The sequence below is a fragment of the Limnohabitans sp. Rim8 genome, from assembly GCF_945901735.1.
Classification (GTDB): Bacteria; Pseudomonadota; Gammaproteobacteria; order Burkholderiales; family Burkholderiaceae_C; genus Limnohabitans_A.
The window spans coordinates 47,017-63,562 of the sequence record NZ_CAMDLM010000024.1 but is presented as its reverse complement, the minus strand read 5'-3'; the positions used below and the strand labels follow the sequence as shown (position 1 = coordinate 63,562).

Here is a 16,546-nt window from a genome sequence, read left to right as displayed (position 1 = left end):
ATTCAAGCGTTAACCTGGTGCGGATCATTCTCAGCGGTGTTTTCGCACCCACCACTGAAGGTAACCCGCGCCCCTATGGAATGCCGCCCTTTGGTCATACCCTCTCGGACTCAGAGGTCGCTGCCGTGGCGACTTATGTTCGAAATGCTTGGGGTCATAAGGCCGGAGCCGTCATGCCACTTGACGTGCAGAAAACCCGATGAAAAGGAGCCGTATGCAAACTTTGCACACGCTAAAGACAGTGCTTTGGAGCTTCATTGGCATCGGAGGTGGCCGAAAACAAGGAGAAGACTTCCAGACCAACCCACTGGTATTGATTGCAATCGGGTTGACTTTGCTTCTAATCTTTGTGGGAATACTCGTCATCATTGCAAAAGCCATGGTGGCAGCCAACTAATTGCTGCCCCAACATTTAGAAAGATGAACTGGACACCAAGTGCTTGATTGGCGTGCCCATCAAAAACTTAGGCTGTTTGTGATGACGTATGTTCTGCCCCGCCAGTACAAAGACCTCCAACCTGCTCAGCAGGCATTGAGGCAGCCTCAGGCCCCGCACCACGCGGGGCTTTTTGCTATGGGCTCCTGACGGCGGCCTGCGGCAGCAGCCCGGTCAAGGCGTCTCAAACCCCGTTTCCTGCCATGAGATCTTTTACATAAAATTTAGGACACCCTCCGGCCTCAGAGTCGGTGGCCACCCCGGGGGAATTTGAAGGATCGGCAAGCCAGCGCCGGTGGTAGCTGCGAATGGTTTTGCGGTCGATGCCGGTGATGCTGGCGATCTCGCGCTGTGGGGTGCTGCGCTCCAGTTGCGTGATGACGGTGGCGCGTTGGTTGGATTTCAAGACATTCACTCCTTGGCCTTCCTTCGAGGAAAGCCAGAACATGCGTCCTGCCCATAGGTGCCGACGGTGTCGGCGTTGAGACCCTGTCTCCGATCAATTCAGGTGGGGGAGTTTGAGGTGGCCATAAGTGGGTAGTTCGGGTGGCCATCTGGGTATAAACTGCTTGCTTGAATTAAAAGAATCTATCATGATGACTGGCTAAAAATAGTTTTGTCATATTCACCTATTTACTATCATGAACCTTCTCAAGTTTTACCAAATCGCGCTGGCATCAGCTTTCACATTCGTTGTCATCTCCAAGGCAGGTGCTCAGACTTGTCCTATTGCAACAACCAATACGATCTTCACTGGTACTTGTGAAACTGGAATCACTTGGATCGGCGGTAATCTCACATTAGGGACCACCACAAGTGGCAGCGTCACAGCAACAAGTTTGTCTGGCGATGCCATTTCCGCATCTGGCGAGTTAGGGACTTTAAACAATACAAGCAATTCCACAATTTCGAGTATTAAAACGGGAATTTTGAATGGCCCTACCGGAAATATTCAAAGCTTGATTAATTCTGGTTTCATAACAGGAACAGAATCTGGCTTATGGAGCTATGGAACGGTTAATAGAATTACAAACAATTTAGGAGCAACCATCTCCTCAACTGGAAGTGAGTCAGGTTTTCCAGGGATTTATTTGGAAAGCGGATCTGTTGGAACTATTTCAAATTACGGCACTATTTCTAGCAATAGTTATGTTGGGCTTTATAGCCTTAACGCGACGGTCGATCGCATTGAAAATAACGGTATCATTTCTGGACGACTTGGAGGATTAACTAGCAACGTTCGAATTGGTGAACTGGTAAATAATAATCTAATTACCTCCTTATCGAATGGTATAGAATTTGGCGGCGATTCATTTGTAGATTCCTTTAAAAATTTCGGTACTATTTATGCACCATGGGGACTTACTAACAGCGGAACAATTGTTAATCTAACTAACGTTGGATCCATGACTTCCGATTCAGGTTCGGGAAATTTATACAACAATCTTGGTCAAGGGGTCATCACAACGTTTAATAATCTCCAAGGGGGAAATGCTTCAAGCCCCTTAACGACAGCAATAAATTACAGCGGAATTCTTCCTGTCAACTACAACATTATTGTTCGGAGCCTATCTAATTACGGACAATTGGCAGTTACCTTCCCAAGCGGAAGCACCAATTTTGCCATTTATGGGGGCGGGGTTGAGGGTGTGAGTGCTTCTACGCTAACAAAAGGTACTTACAATAGTGTTTTTTCTGGAATTACAATCACTAACCTAAATAACACCTCGGGCTCCTTCAATGGATTTCGATGGAGTCTCGTTAACTCCTCGTCTGATATTTGGGATTTAATTGTCACCGGTGCTTCTACGGTCGACACCCAACAATCTATTGCCAACACCGCAACCGCTTTGACAAGCACCTTCGCATTAGAGAACGCCGTGATGGTCAACAGCTTGACCATTGATTGCTCTGTATTCGATATGAATGGGATCTGTGTGAATGCCGGCAGGCGTCACAGTTCGACGCATTCAAAAGAATTAAATAATGCCAGCGGCATCATAATTGCTTCGTATAGACTCAATCAGAACAACAGCCGCATTGGTGCATGGATTGACCAAAACTTATCGGTAAGTGGGTCAAGCATTGTCAAGTTAGGCAATAGCATCCCCATGATTGGTCTTTTTGGGCTGTGGCGCCAAGCGCCTGATGGCCTAGGAGTGGAAGTTAAAGGCTCCGCAGCCTATGCGCCAAAGGATATGACAATTACCCGCCAAGCCTTTGGCACCAGCGAACTTGGAAGCGGGGGCTCCCAATTGATTAGCCAAGGCGCACAAATGACAGCAAAGTATGGTTTTTCGGTAATGCCGGAATTGATTGTTAGTCCTTACATGGGTTTACGCTATACCCAAAATAAAATGAAAGGTTACACCGAAAGTGCATCTGTTTCTGTAACTGCACCGTTGACTTACAGTGCACTCAACACCAATGCCACGACTTTATTAGCAGGCGTAGGCATAAGCTATCGCTTAATGCCAAAAGCAATACTGTTTGCCAGTACGGGTTTAGAGACCGATACAGGCGCATACAATGGTACTTACTCAGCTACTGGCATTGATGGCATCAGCCCGCTTAACTTCAACCCTAATCCTAGAAAAAATAGAGTAACTGCAACTTTAGGTGCTAACTTTGAATTTGCTAAAAATCAACAATTAGATATCACGGCTATCTACCGTCAAGAAGCCCACCAAGCAGTATCGACAACGACTGTGTTTGCAAGATTCGCTGTAGGGTTTTGATGTTAATAGAAATATGCTCTAACAACCAACTCTGACCCAAATAGCTTTTCACTTTGAGCAGTGTGAAACATGCGGGAAACCAATTGGTCGTCCCTGAAAAATTCACTTTGACGCCAGCGCCAAGCCCGTGAGATTCGTCACACGGGCTTTTTTATTGGCCACTGCCCCTTGCCGCGGGGCAGTTTTCAGACCATCAATTCACCATCACCAGTTTGCCCTTGACGCTGCGTGAACCCATCAAGGCGTAGGCGGCTTTGATGTCGCTCATGGGCAGGGTGCGGTCCAGCACGGGTTTGATCTTGCCTTGGCTGTACCACTGGGCCAGCTCGCCCATCATGGCCGCGTTGGCTTGGGCTTCGCGTCTGGCAAAGTCGCCCCAAAAAACACCGACCAAAGAGGCGCCTTTGAGCAAGGGCAGGTTCAGCGGCAGCGATGGGATGGGGCCGCCCGCAAAGCCCACCACCAGGTAGCGCCCGCGCCAGGCGATGGAGCGGAAAGCAGGCTCGGCCAGATCGCCGCCCACGGGGTCATACACCACATCGGGGCCTTTGCCTTCAGTCAGGGTTTTCAGGGCCTCACGCAGGTTTTGGGTGCTGTAGTTGATGGTGGCATCGGCCCCCAGTGTGGTGCACAAGGCGCATTTCTCGTCGGTGGATGCCGCCGCAATCACTTTGGCCCCCATGGCCTTGGCAATCTGGATGGCTGCCGTTCCCACGCCACCTGCTGCGCCCAGCACCAGCACGGTCTCTCCAGCTTTCAATGCGGCGCGGTCGACCAAGGCGTGGTGCGATGTGGCGTAAGTCATGATGAAGGCCGCGCCATCGGTGGCCGGAAAACCAGCGGGCAAGGGCATGCACAGTTTGGCCGGGGCCAAGGTGTGGGTGCCAAAGCCGCCCGTGCCTGACAGGCAAGCCACGCTTTGGCCGACTTTGAGGTGCGTCACGCCTTCGCCCAGGGCTTGCACCGTGCCGGCGTATTCCGAGCCCGGCACAAAGGGCAACTCGGGCTTCATCTGGTATTTGTTTTGCACGATCAGCAGGTCGGGGAAATTCAGGCTGGCCGCCTCAATTTGAATGAGCACCTGGCCTGGCCCGGGCGTGGGGGTGGGCAGCTCTTTCCAGCTGAGGGCGTCTACGCCCGTGGGGTTCTCACAAAGCCAAGCATGCATGCCGTCTCTCCAAATGGAATCTGATTCAAAAAACGGTGATCTTAGGCAGTCAGGCCCGGCCCTTCATGTCCCCCTAGCGACCGCATGCCAAGTCTGGCCTTTTCGCTGCAAGCGGCCTGCCGTTCTCGCCCCGGGATCGCCCTACAATGGCCAATTCCTCAATCGTTCATCTATGAAAATCCTGATCTCCAACGACGACGGCTTTCGAGCTGAGGGCATCGTGGCTTTGCATGCGGCCCTTCAAGGCATTGCCGATGTCGAAGTGGTGGCCCCAGAGCACAACAACAGTGCCAAATCAAATGCCTTGACCCTGCACACGCCGTTGTATGTGAACCGGGCCGACAACGGGTTCCGGTATGTCAATGGCACCCCCGCCGATTGTGTGCACATCGCCTTGACGGGCTTGTTGGGTTACCGGCCCGACTTGGTGATTTCGGGCATCAACAATGGCGCCAATATGGGCGACGACACTTTGTATTCGGGCACCGTGGGCGCGGCCATGGAGGGGTATTTGTTTGGCATTCCTGCCATCGCGGTGTCGCAGATCGACAAAGGCTGGGCGCATCTGGATGCCGCGGCCCGCACCGTGCAGCGCATGGTTCAGCAAATGGTGCATCAACAGTTGATTGGCACGCAGCCTTGGTTGCTGAACGTGAACATTCCCAACTTGCCTTTTGAGCAGATCAAGTCGCCCAAGGTGTGTCGCCTCGGGCGGCGGCATGCGGCCGAGCCGGTCATCACCCAGGTTGACCCCAGGGGCCAGACCATGTACTGGATTGGCGCAGCCGGCGCGGCCATGGACGACAGCGTCGGCACCGATTTCCATGCGGCAAACGAGGGCCATGTGGTGGTCACGCCCTTGAAAGTGGATTTGACCGAGCACGATCACCTGCAGGCCTGGAGTCAGACCTGCGCGCGGCTTTGGTCACAGGACGGGGCATGAAACCCAGGCCCAGTTTTCCGGCCAAACTGCCGCTTGCGGGGGGGCGGGCTGCGATGGCGTTGAGCCCTCATTCGGTCCAGGTCCATCCAAGCTCCACAACAGGTCAGGGAACACATCAGGGGCTGATCAACCCAGCGGCGGGGCAAGCTTCGCCTTTGTCGTCCACTCCGGTGTCCCACGGTTTGGGGTTGGATTCGGGCGCAGTGCGTGCCCGCATGGTGGCCAAATTGGCCGAGCAGGGCGTGCTGGACCCTTGGGTCTTGCAGGCCATGGGCCAGGTGGAGCGGCACCGTTTCGTCGAAACCGCTTTGGCGGGGCAAGCGTACGAAGACACCAGCTTGCCTATTGGTTTGGGGCAGACCATCTCCAAGCCCAATGTGGTGGCCCGCATGATCGAGTTGCTGCGTCAAGACGCGCCGGGCAAACTGGGTCGGGTGCTGGAGATTGGCACCGGCTGTGGCTACCAAGCAGCCGTGCTCAGCCTCTTGGCGAGCGAGGTTTACAGCATCGAGCGCTTGCGCGGATTGCACGAAAAAGCCAAAAAAAATCTACTGCCGTTTCGCCTGCCCAATGTGCACCTGATGCTGGGTGACGGCATGCTGGGCTTCCCCAAAGGGGCGCCTTATGCCGGGATCATTTCAGCAGCTGGTGGCGATGAGGTGCCCTCAGTTTGGTTGGAGCAGCTGGCCGTCGGGGCCAGGCTGGTGGCCCCCACCGTCACGGCCGCGGGACATCAGGCGTTGGTGGTCATTCGCAGAACGGCCTCAGGCTTTGATCGACAAGTCTTGGAGGCGGTTCATTTTGTGCCTCTAAAATCGGGGATTGCATGATGGATGGGTACCGGATGATGTTTCGTGAAGTTTTTCGTTTGGGGTTCACCGCTTTGGCGCTGCTGGCATTGGCCGCGTGTACCTCTTCGCCCCGTACCCCGGCTCCGGTGGAAACACGCGGTTCCAGCCCCAAAGTGATTGCCCAGCCGGTTGCCCCTGCGCCCGAGACGGTGAAGGTGATGCCGGGCGCTGAAAACGCCGGCAAGCCTGGGTATTACACCGTGCAACGGGGCGACACCTTGACCCGCATTGCCTTGGATCACGGCCATTCCTGGCGCGATCTGGCCAGTTGGAACAGCCTGCCCAATGCCCACTTGATCGAGGTAGGACAGGTCTTGCGCGTGGCGTCTCCCAGCGCCACGGTGGAGTCCAGTGGCGTGGTGGTGCAGCCCTTGGGGGTCAGTGCAGAAGTGGCGACAGCGCCCAAGCCAGTCGCGGCGCCCACACCGACGCCTTCTGCCAACGACGAGGGTCTGGGTTTTGCCTGGCCCGCCAGCGGCAGCGTGATCGGCGGCTTTGACGAGGCCAAGAACAAAGGCCTCGACATTGGCGGCAAGGCGGGTGACCCGGTGCAGGCCGCAGCCGACGGACAAGTGGTTTATGCCGGTGCGGGTTTGCGCGGTTATGGCAACCTGATCATCCTCAAGCACAACAACACCTTTTTGACCGCCTACGCGCACAACCAAGCCTTGCTGGTCAAGGAGGACCAGAAAGTGCGCAAGGGCCAAAAAATCGCTGAAATGGGCAAGACCGACGCCGACCGCGTGAAGCTGCATTTCGAGATCCGCCGTCAAGGCAAACCGGTGGACCCGGCCAAATACCTGCCTGCGCGCTGAAGCGCAGAGTCGACCATCAACCCCACGGGTCCGAACATGACTTGGCCTGTCTTGGTGTTTGACATCGAAACCATCCCCGACATGGCGGGATGGCGCAGGCTCAACCCCAATGACCCGCAGTTGACGCACGCCCAAGTGCACGCGCGGTGGCAGGCCGAGCGGGCCGCAGAAGGCAAAAGCGACTTCATGCCCCTGTACCTGCAGCGCATCTTGTGCATCAGCTGTGTGTTTCGCAATGCCGAGGGTCTGCGCGTGCACTCCTTTGTGGACCGCGATGGACAAAGCGAGGCCAAGGTCGTGCAGACCTTCTTTCAGGCCATCGAAAAGCACGTGCCGCAGTTGGTCAGTTGGAACGGCAGCGGCTTCGATTTGCCGGTGTTGCATTACCGGGGCTTGATGCACGGCGTGGTGGCCGACAAATACTGGGACCTGGGCGACGATGACCGCGAGTTCAAGTGGAACAACTACATCTCGCGTTACCACATGCGCCACTTGGACCTGATGGACTTGCTTGCGAAATACACGCCCAAAAACAACGCCCCCATGGACGCGCTGGCCAAGTTGTGTGGCTTTCCCGGCAAGCTGGGCATGGACGGCTCGCAGGTCTATGCGCAATTCCAGGCCGGGCACACCGAAGACATCCGGCGCTACTGCGAAACCGATGTGATGAACACCTATTTGCTGTATTGCCGCTTTCAGCAAATGCGCGGCGGCTTCACCGAGGCCGAGTACGCGCAGGAAATGGCCTTTGTCAAAGTCCAACTGGGCAATTTGGCCCCGCAAGAGCCGCACTGGCAAGAATACCTGCAAGCCTGGGCCTGACCTTGCCTTGTCAAGCTGTGCGCTGGGCCCTCAAGGCAGGCCTCACATCCTGAGACAATCGGGGCATGAGCGATCCAGACATTTCCCTATCCCAAGCCCACGCCGACGAACCCAGCCACTCCAGCGCCGACCTGCCCGAGGGCTGGTTGCGTGTGGGTTCCCTGGACATGGACGCCCAAGGCATCGCCCGCCGACCCGACGGCAAAGTCGTGTTCATCGAAGGCGCTTTGCCTTTCGAGTTGGTGTCGGTGAACGTGCACCGCAAAAAGAACAACTGGGAGCAGGGCACCGTCAGCCAAATCCACCACGAGTCGTCGCAACGCGTGCGGCCAGGTTGCCCAAATTTTGGCCTGCACGCCGGGGCCTGCGGCGGCTGCAAGATGCAGCACCTGGAGGCTTCGGCCCAGGTGGCCGTCAAGCAAAGGGTGCTGGAGGACAACTTGTGGCATTTGGCTAAGGTCAAGCCCGAGACCCTGCTGCGCCCCATCGAGGGGCCGACTTGGGGCTACCGCTACCGTGCCCGCCTGTCGGTGCGGTACGTGATCAAAAAAGGCGAAGTGTTGATCGGGTTCCATGAGCGCAAAAGCCGCTACATCGCCGACATGAAAGTGTGCCCTGTTCTGCCGCCCCACGTCAGCAACATGTTGCTTCCTTTGCGTGCACTGATTGGCCAGATGCAAGCCCGCGAGACGCTGCCTCAGTTGGAGCTGGCCTGCGGCGACGAGGTCACGGCCTTGGTGCTGCGGCATCTGGAGCCCTTGAGCGAGGGCGACAAGACCTTGCTGCGCGCCTTTGCGGCCAAGCACCAGGTGCAGTGGTGGTTGCAGCCCAAAGGTCCGGATACGGTGCAGTTGCTGGACGAAGGTGGGACTCAGCTGAGTTATGGCCTGCCAGACTTTGGCATCACCATGCCCTTCAAACCTACCGACTTCACCCAGGTCAACCCCTTCATCAACCGCGTGTTGGTGGCCCGAGCGCTGCGACTTTTGCAAGCGCAAAAGACTGATCGGGTGATCGACTGGTTTTGTGGGCTGGGAAATTTCACCTTGCCCATCGCGACGCAAGCGGCCGAGGTGCTGGGCATTGAGGGGGCCGAGACCCTGGTGGCCCGTTCCCGTGACAACTGCGCCCGCAATCAGGCGGCACGACCCGAAGGCCAGGCCTTGGCCCCCACATCGTTTGTGGCGCGCAACCTGTTTGAGATGACGCCCGAGATGTTGGTGGCCGATGGCATCGCCGACAAATGGCTGGTGGATCCGCCCCGGGAGGGTGCCTTTGCTCTGACCAAGGCGCTGGCCGAGCTGAATGGAAACCAGGATTTGCGCCAGGGCTGGACACCCCCGCAGCGCATTGTGTATGTCAGTTGCAACCCCGCCACACTGGCCCGGGATGCGGGTATTTTGGTGCACCTTGCGGGGTACCGCTGCGTGGCCGCAGGGGTCATCAATATGTTCGCGCACACCGCGCATGTGGAAAGCATGGCGGTGTTTGAGCTGGTTTGACTTGCACAGAGCGTGTTTCCGCACCCGTCGAGAAAGAATAGGACAGAAAAAAGGCTCCCGAGGGAGCCTTTTAGGAGCATGAGAAACGAGGATCAGTCTTTTTCACCGCCCATGATGCCCAGCAAGGCCAACAGGCTTTGGAAGATGTTGAAAACGCTCATATACAGGGCCAAAGTGGCGCTGATGTAGTTGGTCTCGCCGCCGTCCAGGATGCGCTTGATGTCGTACAGCAAGAAGGCGCTGAAGATGCCGATGGCCAAGGTGGAAATTACCATCATGCCGACTGTGGAGCCCACAAACACGTTGACGATGCCGCCCACCATCAGGACCATGGCACCGACGAACAGCCATTTGCCCATGCCTGAGAGGTCACGCTTGATGACGCTGGCCAGGCTGGCCATGACAAAGAACACGCCGGCGGTGCCCGCAAAAGCGGTCATGACCAGGTCAGAGCCGTTCTTGAAACCCAGCACCATGGCGATCATGCGCGAGAGCATCAGGCCCATGAAGAAGGTGAAGGCCAACAAAACAGGCACGCCAGCAGCCGAGTTTTTGGTTTTCTCGATGGCGTACATGAAACCGAATGCGCCACCCAGGAAAACGATCAGGCCCATAAAGCCAGTCAGGGATTGGGTGATGCCTGTGCTCACGCCGACCCATGCGCCCAGCACGGTGGGCAGCATGCTCAGGGCGAGCAACCAATAGGTGTTGCGCAGAACGCGGTTGCGTGCGGCCAGGTCCACATGGCCCCACTCGGCGGAATTGAGTGTGCGTAAGTCGCTCATGGTGTATCTCCTTAACTCGCCTTGGATCAAGGCTGAGCAACATTTTAAAGGCCAGGCTTGGCAAGGTCGATGGGTTTCGGGATTTCCGACAGGTCATGGGGTTATCCGGGTGATTCAGTTTTGCCTTGGGGTGTGCAATAGCGGGTTTACGGCCGTGTATGCTTGGCACTTTAAACCCCTGCCTTTTGACCACCATGAAAACACAAGCCACTTTGGAACTGTCCGATGTGAAAGCCATCGCCGCTGCGGCCGAAGCCGAAGCACTGAAAAACAACTGGGCTGTCGGCATCGCCATCGTCGATGGCGGCGGCCATTTGTTGCATTTCGCCCGTTTGGACGGCGCGGCTCCGATCTCATCCCACATCGCACCCGCCAAAGCCCACACGGCCGCCCTGGGTCGCCGTGAATCCAAAGTCTACGAAGACGTCATCAACGGTGGCCGCACGTCCTTTTTGTCGGCCCCAACCATTCAGGGCATGCTCGAAGGCGGCGTGCCGATCATGAAGGACGGCTTTTGCTTGGGCGCCGTGGGTGTCAGCGGCGTCAAATCGACAGAAGACGCGCAGATCGCCAAAGCCGGAATCGCCGCCATCGGTCTGTGATCTCACCCGACCCGTGGCTGCTTGGCAGCCGCTGGGACGCAAAAAAGCCCGCCGAATGGAGCGGGCTTTTTTGTGGGACGCTGTATGTACAGCGTGGCCTTCGATCAATAGAGGTCGAGCACAGCCCCTTTGCTGGCGCTTGACGCATTGAAAGCGAACTTGGCCTGCACGCCTCGGGTGTAGCGCGGCGCAGGTGCTGTCCAGCCTTCGCGGCGGTGGGCCAGTTCAGCTTCGGGCACGTTCAGCTCAAGCACCAATTTGTGGGCGTCGATGGTGATGCTGTCGCCTTCATGCACAAAGGCGATGTTGCCGCCGGCTGCCGCTTCGGGGGCGACGTGGCCCACCACCATGCCCCAAGTGCCGCCGGAGAAACGGCCGTCGGTGATCAGGCCCACGCTTTCGCCCAGACCCGCGCCAATCAAAGCACCCGTAGGCGCCAGCATTTCGGGCATGCCGGGGCCGCCTTTGGGGCCGAGGTAGCGCAAAACCATCACGTCGCCGGCCACAATCTTGCCCGCCAAGATGGCTTCCAGGGCCGATTGCTCGTCGTCAAAAACCCGGGCGGGGCCGGTGATGACCGGGTTCTTCAGGCCGGTGATCTTGGCCACAGCACCTTCGGGCGACAGGTTGCCTTTGAGGATGGCCAGGTGGCCTTGCTTGTACATGGCGTTGTCGATGGTGTGGATCACGCTTTGCTCGGGCGGGGCGTCGGGCACATCCTTGAGCACCTCGGCAATGGTTTGGCCGGTGATGGTGATGCAGTCACCGTGCAACAAACCCGCGTTGAGCAAAATCTTCATGACTTGCGGAATGCCGCCAGCCACATGCAGGTCCACGGCCAAAGCTTTGCCGCTGGGCTTGAGGTCGCACAACACGGGCGTGCGTTGGCGGATGCGTTCGAAGTCGTCGATGGTCCACTCCACGCCTGCGCAATGCGCAATCGCCAGAAAGTGCAACACCGCATTGGTCGAACCACCGGTGGCCATGATCACGGCGACTGCGTTTTCAATGGCTTTGCGGGTCACGATGTCGCGCGGCTTGATGCCTTTGCGGATGGCTTCCACCAAAACGCGGGCCGACTCTTTGGCCGACTCGACTTTTTCGTCGTGCACGTTGGCCATGGTGGAGGAGTAGGGCAAGGAAATGCCCAGTGCCTCGAAAGCCGAGGACATGGTGTTGGCGGTGTACATGCCACCGCACGAGCCCGTGCCGGGGATGGCGCGCTTTTCGATTTCTTTCAGGTCAAAGTCGCTGAGTTTGCCCGCGGCGTTTTCGCCCACGGCTTCAAACACGCTCACGATGTTCAGGTCTTTGTTTTGGTAGCGGCCCGGCAAAATGGTGCCGCCATAAACGTAAATGGCCGGCACGTTGGCGCGCAGCATGCCCATCAGGCCACCGGGCATGTTCTTGTCGCAACCGCCGACCACCAGCACGCCGTCCATCCACTGGCCTTGCACGCAGGTCTCCACGCAGTCGGCAATCACCTCACGGGACACCAGCGAGTACTTCATGCCCTCGGTGCCCATGGCCATGCCGTCCGAGATGGTGGGTGTGCCAAAGACCTGGGCGTTGCCGCCAGCTTCTTCGATGCCCGCAATGGCGGCGTCGGCCAGCTTTTGCAAGCCGCTGTTGCAAGGGGTGATGGTGCTGTGGCCGTTGGCCACGCCCACCATGGGTTTGGCGAAGTCACCCTCTTGGTAGCCCATGGCGTAGTACATCGACCGGTTCGGGGCGCGAGACTTGCCCTCGGTGATGTTGGCGCTGCGGCTGTTGATGGGGGTGATCGGGATGATTTTGTCGCTCATGGTGGTGACTCTGTAGAAGCCCAAAAGAAGGTCGCCACATTCTAACGGGCGCTGGCTGCGCCTGGGTGTCCAGTTGGGGCCAGGTCCGGTGCACAATCCGGGCATGCTGATCCATCCTCAAATTGACCCCGTCGCCCTTCAACTGGGACCCTTGGCCGTCCATTGGTACGGCCTGACCTATTTGGCCGCCTTTGGCCTTTTTTTCTGGCTGGGCGTGCGGCGTCTGGGCCATGCGCCCTTCAAACACCTGCCGCAATGGCAAAAACGCGATGTCGAAGACATCCTGTTTCTGGGCGTTTTGGGTGTCGTGTTGGGCGGACGCGTGGGTTATTGCCTGTTTTACAAACCGGCCTATTACCTGTCCAACCCGCTCGAAATTTTCGCCATCTGGCAAGGCGGCATGAGTTTTCATGGGGGCTTGCTGGGGGTGATGCTGGCCATGGTCTGGTTTGCCCGCACCCGCCAGCGTCCGTTCTTGCAGGTTATGGACTTTGTGGCCCCTTGCGTGCCCACGGGCCTGGCCGCTGGCCGGGTGGGCAATTTCCTCAACGGCGAACTCTGGGGCCGCGTCGCTGATCCTGCCTTGCCCTGGGGCATGGTGTTCCGGGGTGCGGGCGATTTGCCGCGCCATCCGTCGCAGCTGTACCAAATTGCTTTGGAAGGCTTGCTGCTGTTTGTGCTGCTGTGGTGGTTTGCCCGCAAAGACCGTCCCGTGGGCCAGGTTTCGGGTGCGTTTTTGCTCGGTTACGGCTTTTTCCGCTTCGTGGCCGAATTCTTCCGTGAGCCCGATGCGCATCTGGGGCTTTTGAGTCTGGGCATGAGCATGGGTCAGTGGCTGTGCGTGCCGATGATGCTGGGCGGCATCTGGTTGATGCGCCGCAAGTCTGCCTGAAAACCTGGCATCGTTGATTCGAAACGAGCGCGCCGATTCAGCTTGCGTTCAGACCGTTTGATTTGGGCTGCAAGGTCTCGGACGGCAGTTCGCCGAACAGCTTTTTGTAATCCTGCGCGAACTGGCTGAGGTGCCAAAAGCCCCAGTGCGAGGCGATGTCCTGTATGGTCACGCCCGGGGCGGCCTGACGCAGGGCGCGGCGAACGCTGTTCAGGCGCAGTGAGCGCAGGTACTTGATGGGCGTGGTGCCCAGCACGTCCTGAAAACAGTAGTTGAGCTTGCGACGGCTCGTGCCCACGCGGCTGCACACCTCTAATATGGACAGCGGCTCGTCGGCGTGGCCCAACATCAACTCGCAGGCGCGGTCCACCAGTTTTTTGCGCCGCTCCAGGTTGGGCAAGTCGGAGGTGTCGACCTGCGAGGGCAGGGCTTCAAGCCATTCCATCAAGATTTCGTCGCGCAACTGGCGCAAGGCCTGCTCATCATGCTGACGGTTAGCCAGGGCGCTGGCCTGGTCCAGCACCGTGAGCTGCACATCCCGAAGGACCTGTGCCTTGATGTCGGTGGTGGTCAGTACCAGCTGCTTTTCGAGCCAATGGGCCAGGGGCTTTTGGTACATGCGCTCCCACAGCGGGTTGAGCAGACTGCGTTCGACCACCAGCGCGACCAGGGTGAAGTGGGGCGGGGTGGTCAAGTCCACCTCGTCGCCTTTGCCACACATGATGGCGTGGGCGGGCACCCGTTGGCCGTTGAAAAACAAATCCGGCGAGTCTTGCAGCGCCATGGCAAAGCCGTACACATTCTCATGCAGCCGCCCGCGTTGGCGCAGCGCAATGCTGGTGTCTTCGCGCAGCAGGGTGACTTCGGGCAGTTGCACTCGGTGAATTCGTCCCTTGAACTGCCCTGGCGAGAGCTGCTCATACTGCAGCGCCCAGCCGTTCTGAGCCAGGGCGTGCTGGTCTATGTCCTGGGTGTCCAGCACCTGGAGCCAGGGTGAATCGGGGTGGTGATGGGGGGCGGCTGTGCTCATCTAAGGCAGAAAACGCGGCGTAAATGCATGTTCTAGAGTGTGCCTGCTTCTGAAGCGCAGGCTTTTTCGTGAAAACCCGGGGTCCTCGGTGCCCAAACTTGATAGCGCTGCGTACGCCTTGTGCATAGCATGGACAACAGCTTGAAAGAGTCCCGATGACACGACGCATTGCCGTTTTACTGACCAACGACGACACCTCGGCGTTTGCCGCGCATTTTCCGGACGACGGCCAAAAGGTGGTGCAGCTGCTGCAACCCCTGCGGCCGTATTGGTTTTTTGAGGTGGTACCGGTCAAGGACGGGGTGCTGCCCGCCAGCCCCACAGATTTTGACGGCTATGTCATCACCGGCAGCCCGGCTTCGGTCAACGACGACCACCTGCCCTGGGTGGGTCAGCTGCTGGATTTCATCCGCGCCTTGCACGCCGCACGCCAGCCGCTGGTTGGCCTGTGCTTTGGCCACCAGGCGGTGGCCCGGTCGCTGGGTGGGCTGGTGGCGCGCAACGCCGCAGGCTGGGGTCTGGGCATTGCGCCCACGAACTGGCACTTACAGCGCCCCTGGATGACCCCACCGTTAACCACCACCACCTTGATGGCCGCGCACAACGAACAGGTCATCCGCATGCCTGAAGGCGCGGTGTGTCTGGGCGGCAGTGACTTTTGCCCCATCGGCTCGATGCAGATTGGCCAGCACATCTGGACCACCCAGTTTCACCCTGAGATGCCACTGGTGTTCATGCAGGCTTTGCTGGGTTACCTGGCCGACAAGCTCGATGTCGACACCCTGGCCCGCGCCCACGCCAGCCTGGCCAACGCTGCCGATGTGCCGCTGTTTGGGCAGTGGATGGTGCAGTTTTTTGATGAATGTTTTGAAAGAGCGCAATGACGGTTTGGAACCCCACCGACGATGGACATGCCGATTTGTCGGACCACGACAGCTATGTGAACGGCACGCCGCACAACACCTTCCAGCGCCTGCGCGACGAAGACCCCATGGCTTGGTGCAACTGGGCCGATGGCAAGGGCTTTTGGTCGGTCACGCGGCATGCCGATATTTTGGAGCTCAACCGCAACCACCAGCGCTTGTCCTCGGCCCAGGGCATCCGCATGGAAGACCAGTCGCATGAAGAGTACATGGCGCGGCGGACCTTTCAGGAGACCGACCCGCCCGAGCACACCCGCACCCGCATGCTGGTGGCCAAGGCCTTTTCCAAGCCCATGATGGCGCTCTACGAAGACCAGATTCGCGAGCTGTGTGTGGGCATCCTTGACCAGGCCCTGGCGCTGGGCGAGTTTGACGCCACGCACCAGATTGCCCGCCAGTTGCCCATGCGCATGCTCGGGCGCATCGCGGGCCTGCCCGAGGAGGACCTGGATTGGCTGGTGGACAAGGGCGATGCGCTCATGGGCAACACCGACAGCGATTTCACCAGCCATGTGGTCGACAAGATGGACACCGAGGCCTACCGCTTCATGCCGTTTCGCTCGCCCGCCGGGGTCGACTTGTACGACTACGCAGCCCAGTTGATGGAAAGCAAGCGCAGCGCTGGCGAAACCAGCGGCGTGCTGCACCTGATCACCCAGGCCGATGCGCAGGGCCATGTGATCAGCGACACCGAATTTCGCAACTTCTTTTGTCTGCTGGTGGCGGCGGGCAACGACACCACACGCTATTCGATCGCTGCCGCTTTGCACGCGCTGGCCAACCAGCCCGGCCTGATGGCGCAGCTCAAGTCGGTGCAGGGCGAGGCCGCCTGGGAGGGCGTGGCCGACGAGTTCATCCGCTGGGCCTCGCCCGCCACGCACTTTCGCCGCACCGCGACCGAGGACTTCGAGTACCACGGCAAACAGGTCAAGGCAGGTGACAAGGTGCTGCTCTGGTTCATCTCCGGCAACCGCGACGAGCGGGCCTTTGACCGGCCGTTCACCGTCGACCTGAGCCGGGGAGTGAACCGCCACCTGGCATTCGGGCAGGGCGGGGCGCATGCCTGCTTAGGCATGTGGCTGGCCCGGCTGGAGTTGCGCGTCTTGATGCAAGAGCTAATCAAGCGGGTCGACCGCATCGAGCAAACGGGTGAGCACATCTTTTTGCGATCTAACTTTGTCTCCGGTATCAAACGCTTGCCCGTGCGCATGCACCTCATCTGAAAGGAACCACC

General features: G+C 58.3%; 17 protein-coding genes. 12 read left to right on the top strand and 5 right to left on the bottom strand.

What is annotated here, in order from left to right; all coding sequences use genetic code 11:
• Positions 1-203: cytochrome c (locus Q0O99_RS12450; protein ID WP_293751973.1), on the top strand; the 203-nt coding region annotated here is incomplete at its 5' end.
• Between the two features lie 11 nt (positions 204-214).
• Entirely contained in the window at positions 215-397 is a 183-nt protein-coding gene (locus tag Q0O99_RS12445) for a DUF2970 domain-containing protein (RefSeq protein ID WP_293751971.1), read from the top strand.
• Between the two features lie 223 nt (positions 398-620).
• On the opposite strand, the gene Q0O99_RS12440 is transcribed toward Q0O99_RS12445, so the two are convergent.
• Entirely contained in the window at positions 621-884 is a 264-nt protein-coding gene (locus Q0O99_RS12440; protein WP_293751969.1) for a hypothetical protein, read from the bottom strand.
• Positions 885-1,077: 193 nt separating this feature from the next.
• Between Q0O99_RS12440 and Q0O99_RS12435 the strand changes: the two genes are divergently transcribed.
• Complete coding sequence (locus Q0O99_RS12435; RefSeq protein ID WP_293751967.1) at positions 1,078-3,174, top strand: hypothetical protein; 2,097 nt, start codon at positions 1,078-1,080, stop codon at positions 3,172-3,174.
• Positions 3,175-3,367: 193 nt separating this feature from the next.
• Here the strand turns inward: Q0O99_RS12435 and Q0O99_RS12430 are convergent, their stop codons facing one another.
• Positions 3,368-4,342, bottom strand: a complete 975-nt coding sequence (locus tag Q0O99_RS12430) for an NADPH:quinone oxidoreductase family protein (RefSeq protein ID WP_293751965.1) — start codon at positions 4,340-4,342, stop codon at positions 3,368-3,370.
• Between the two features lie 172 nt (positions 4,343-4,514).
• On the opposite strand from Q0O99_RS12430, the gene surE reads away from it, so the two are divergent.
• The 5 genes from surE to rlmD all read left to right on the top strand — a co-directional run bounded on the left by surE (position 4,515) and on the right by rlmD (position 9,275).
• Positions 4,515-5,285: a 5'/3'-nucleotidase SurE gene (gene surE / locus Q0O99_RS12425; RefSeq protein WP_293751963.1), complete on the top strand. Its 771-nt coding sequence runs from the start codon at positions 4,515-4,517 to the stop codon at positions 5,283-5,285.
• Complete coding sequence (locus Q0O99_RS12420) at positions 5,282-6,115, top strand: protein-L-isoaspartate(D-aspartate) O-methyltransferase (RefSeq protein ID WP_293751961.1); 834 nt, start codon at positions 5,282-5,284, stop codon at positions 6,113-6,115. Before surE ends, Q0O99_RS12420 begins: the two co-directional genes overlap by 4 nt.
• 14 nt (positions 6,116-6,129) lie before the next feature.
• Positions 6,130-6,951 carry a peptidoglycan DD-metalloendopeptidase family protein gene (locus tag Q0O99_RS12415; RefSeq protein WP_293751959.1) on the top strand — a complete coding sequence of 274 codons (822 nt, stop codon included), beginning with the start codon at positions 6,130-6,132 and terminating at the stop codon, positions 6,949-6,951.
• A gap of 36 nt (positions 6,952-6,987) precedes the next feature.
• Positions 6,988-7,773 carry a 3'-5' exonuclease gene (locus Q0O99_RS12410; RefSeq protein WP_293751957.1) on the top strand — a complete coding sequence of 262 codons (786 nt, stop codon included), beginning with the start codon at positions 6,988-6,990 and terminating at the stop codon, positions 7,771-7,773.
• A gap of 65 nt (positions 7,774-7,838) precedes the next feature.
• Complete coding sequence (gene rlmD, locus Q0O99_RS12405) at positions 7,839-9,275, top strand: 23S rRNA (uracil(1939)-C(5))-methyltransferase RlmD (protein WP_293751955.1); 1,437 nt, start codon at positions 7,839-7,841, stop codon at positions 9,273-9,275.
• Between the two features lie 92 nt (positions 9,276-9,367).
• Here the strand turns inward: rlmD and Q0O99_RS12400 are convergent, their stop codons facing one another.
• Positions 9,368-10,060 carry a Bax inhibitor-1/YccA family protein gene (locus tag Q0O99_RS12400; RefSeq protein WP_293751953.1) on the bottom strand — a complete coding sequence of 231 codons (693 nt, stop codon included), beginning with the start codon at positions 10,058-10,060 and terminating at the stop codon, positions 9,368-9,370.
• 194 nt (positions 10,061-10,254) lie between these two features.
• Here Q0O99_RS12400 and Q0O99_RS12395 point away from each other — a divergent pair, with 194 nt between their 5' ends.
• Complete coding sequence (locus Q0O99_RS12395) at positions 10,255-10,662, top strand: heme-binding protein (RefSeq protein ID WP_293751951.1); 408 nt, start codon at positions 10,255-10,257, stop codon at positions 10,660-10,662.
• Between the two features lie 104 nt (positions 10,663-10,766).
• On the opposite strand, the gene ilvD is transcribed toward Q0O99_RS12395, so the two are convergent.
• Positions 10,767-12,467 (bottom strand): dihydroxy-acid dehydratase, encoded by a 1,701-nt coding sequence (gene ilvD / locus Q0O99_RS12390; RefSeq protein WP_293751949.1) that lies wholly within the window; start codon positions 12,465-12,467, stop codon positions 10,767-10,769.
• A gap of 103 nt (positions 12,468-12,570) precedes the next feature.
• Here ilvD and lgt point away from each other — a divergent pair, with 103 nt between their 5' ends.
• Entirely contained in the window at positions 12,571-13,359 is a 789-nt protein-coding gene (gene lgt, locus Q0O99_RS12385) for a prolipoprotein diacylglyceryl transferase (RefSeq protein ID WP_293751947.1), read from the top strand.
• Positions 13,360-13,396: 37 nt separating this feature from the next.
• On the opposite strand, the gene Q0O99_RS12380 is transcribed toward lgt, so the two are convergent.
• Positions 13,397-14,389, bottom strand: coding sequence for a helix-turn-helix domain-containing protein (locus Q0O99_RS12380; protein WP_293751945.1), 993 nt, complete (start codon positions 14,387-14,389; stop codon positions 13,397-13,399).
• 155 nt (positions 14,390-14,544) lie between these two features.
• Here Q0O99_RS12380 and Q0O99_RS12375 point away from each other — a divergent pair, with 155 nt between their 5' ends.
• Both Q0O99_RS12375 and Q0O99_RS12370 read left to right on the top strand, forming a co-directional pair.
• The gene (locus Q0O99_RS12375; RefSeq protein ID WP_293751943.1) at positions 14,545-15,273 is read left to right on the top strand and encodes a type 1 glutamine amidotransferase; all 729 of its coding nucleotides are present in this window, start codon (positions 14,545-14,547) and stop codon (positions 15,271-15,273) included.
• Positions 15,270-16,535: a cytochrome P450 gene (locus Q0O99_RS12370; protein WP_293751941.1), complete on the top strand. Its 1,266-nt coding sequence runs from the start codon at positions 15,270-15,272 to the stop codon at positions 16,533-16,535. The genes Q0O99_RS12375 and Q0O99_RS12370 overlap by 4 nt, the downstream gene beginning before the upstream one ends.
• The last annotated feature ends 11 nt before the right edge of the window (positions 16,536-16,546 follow it).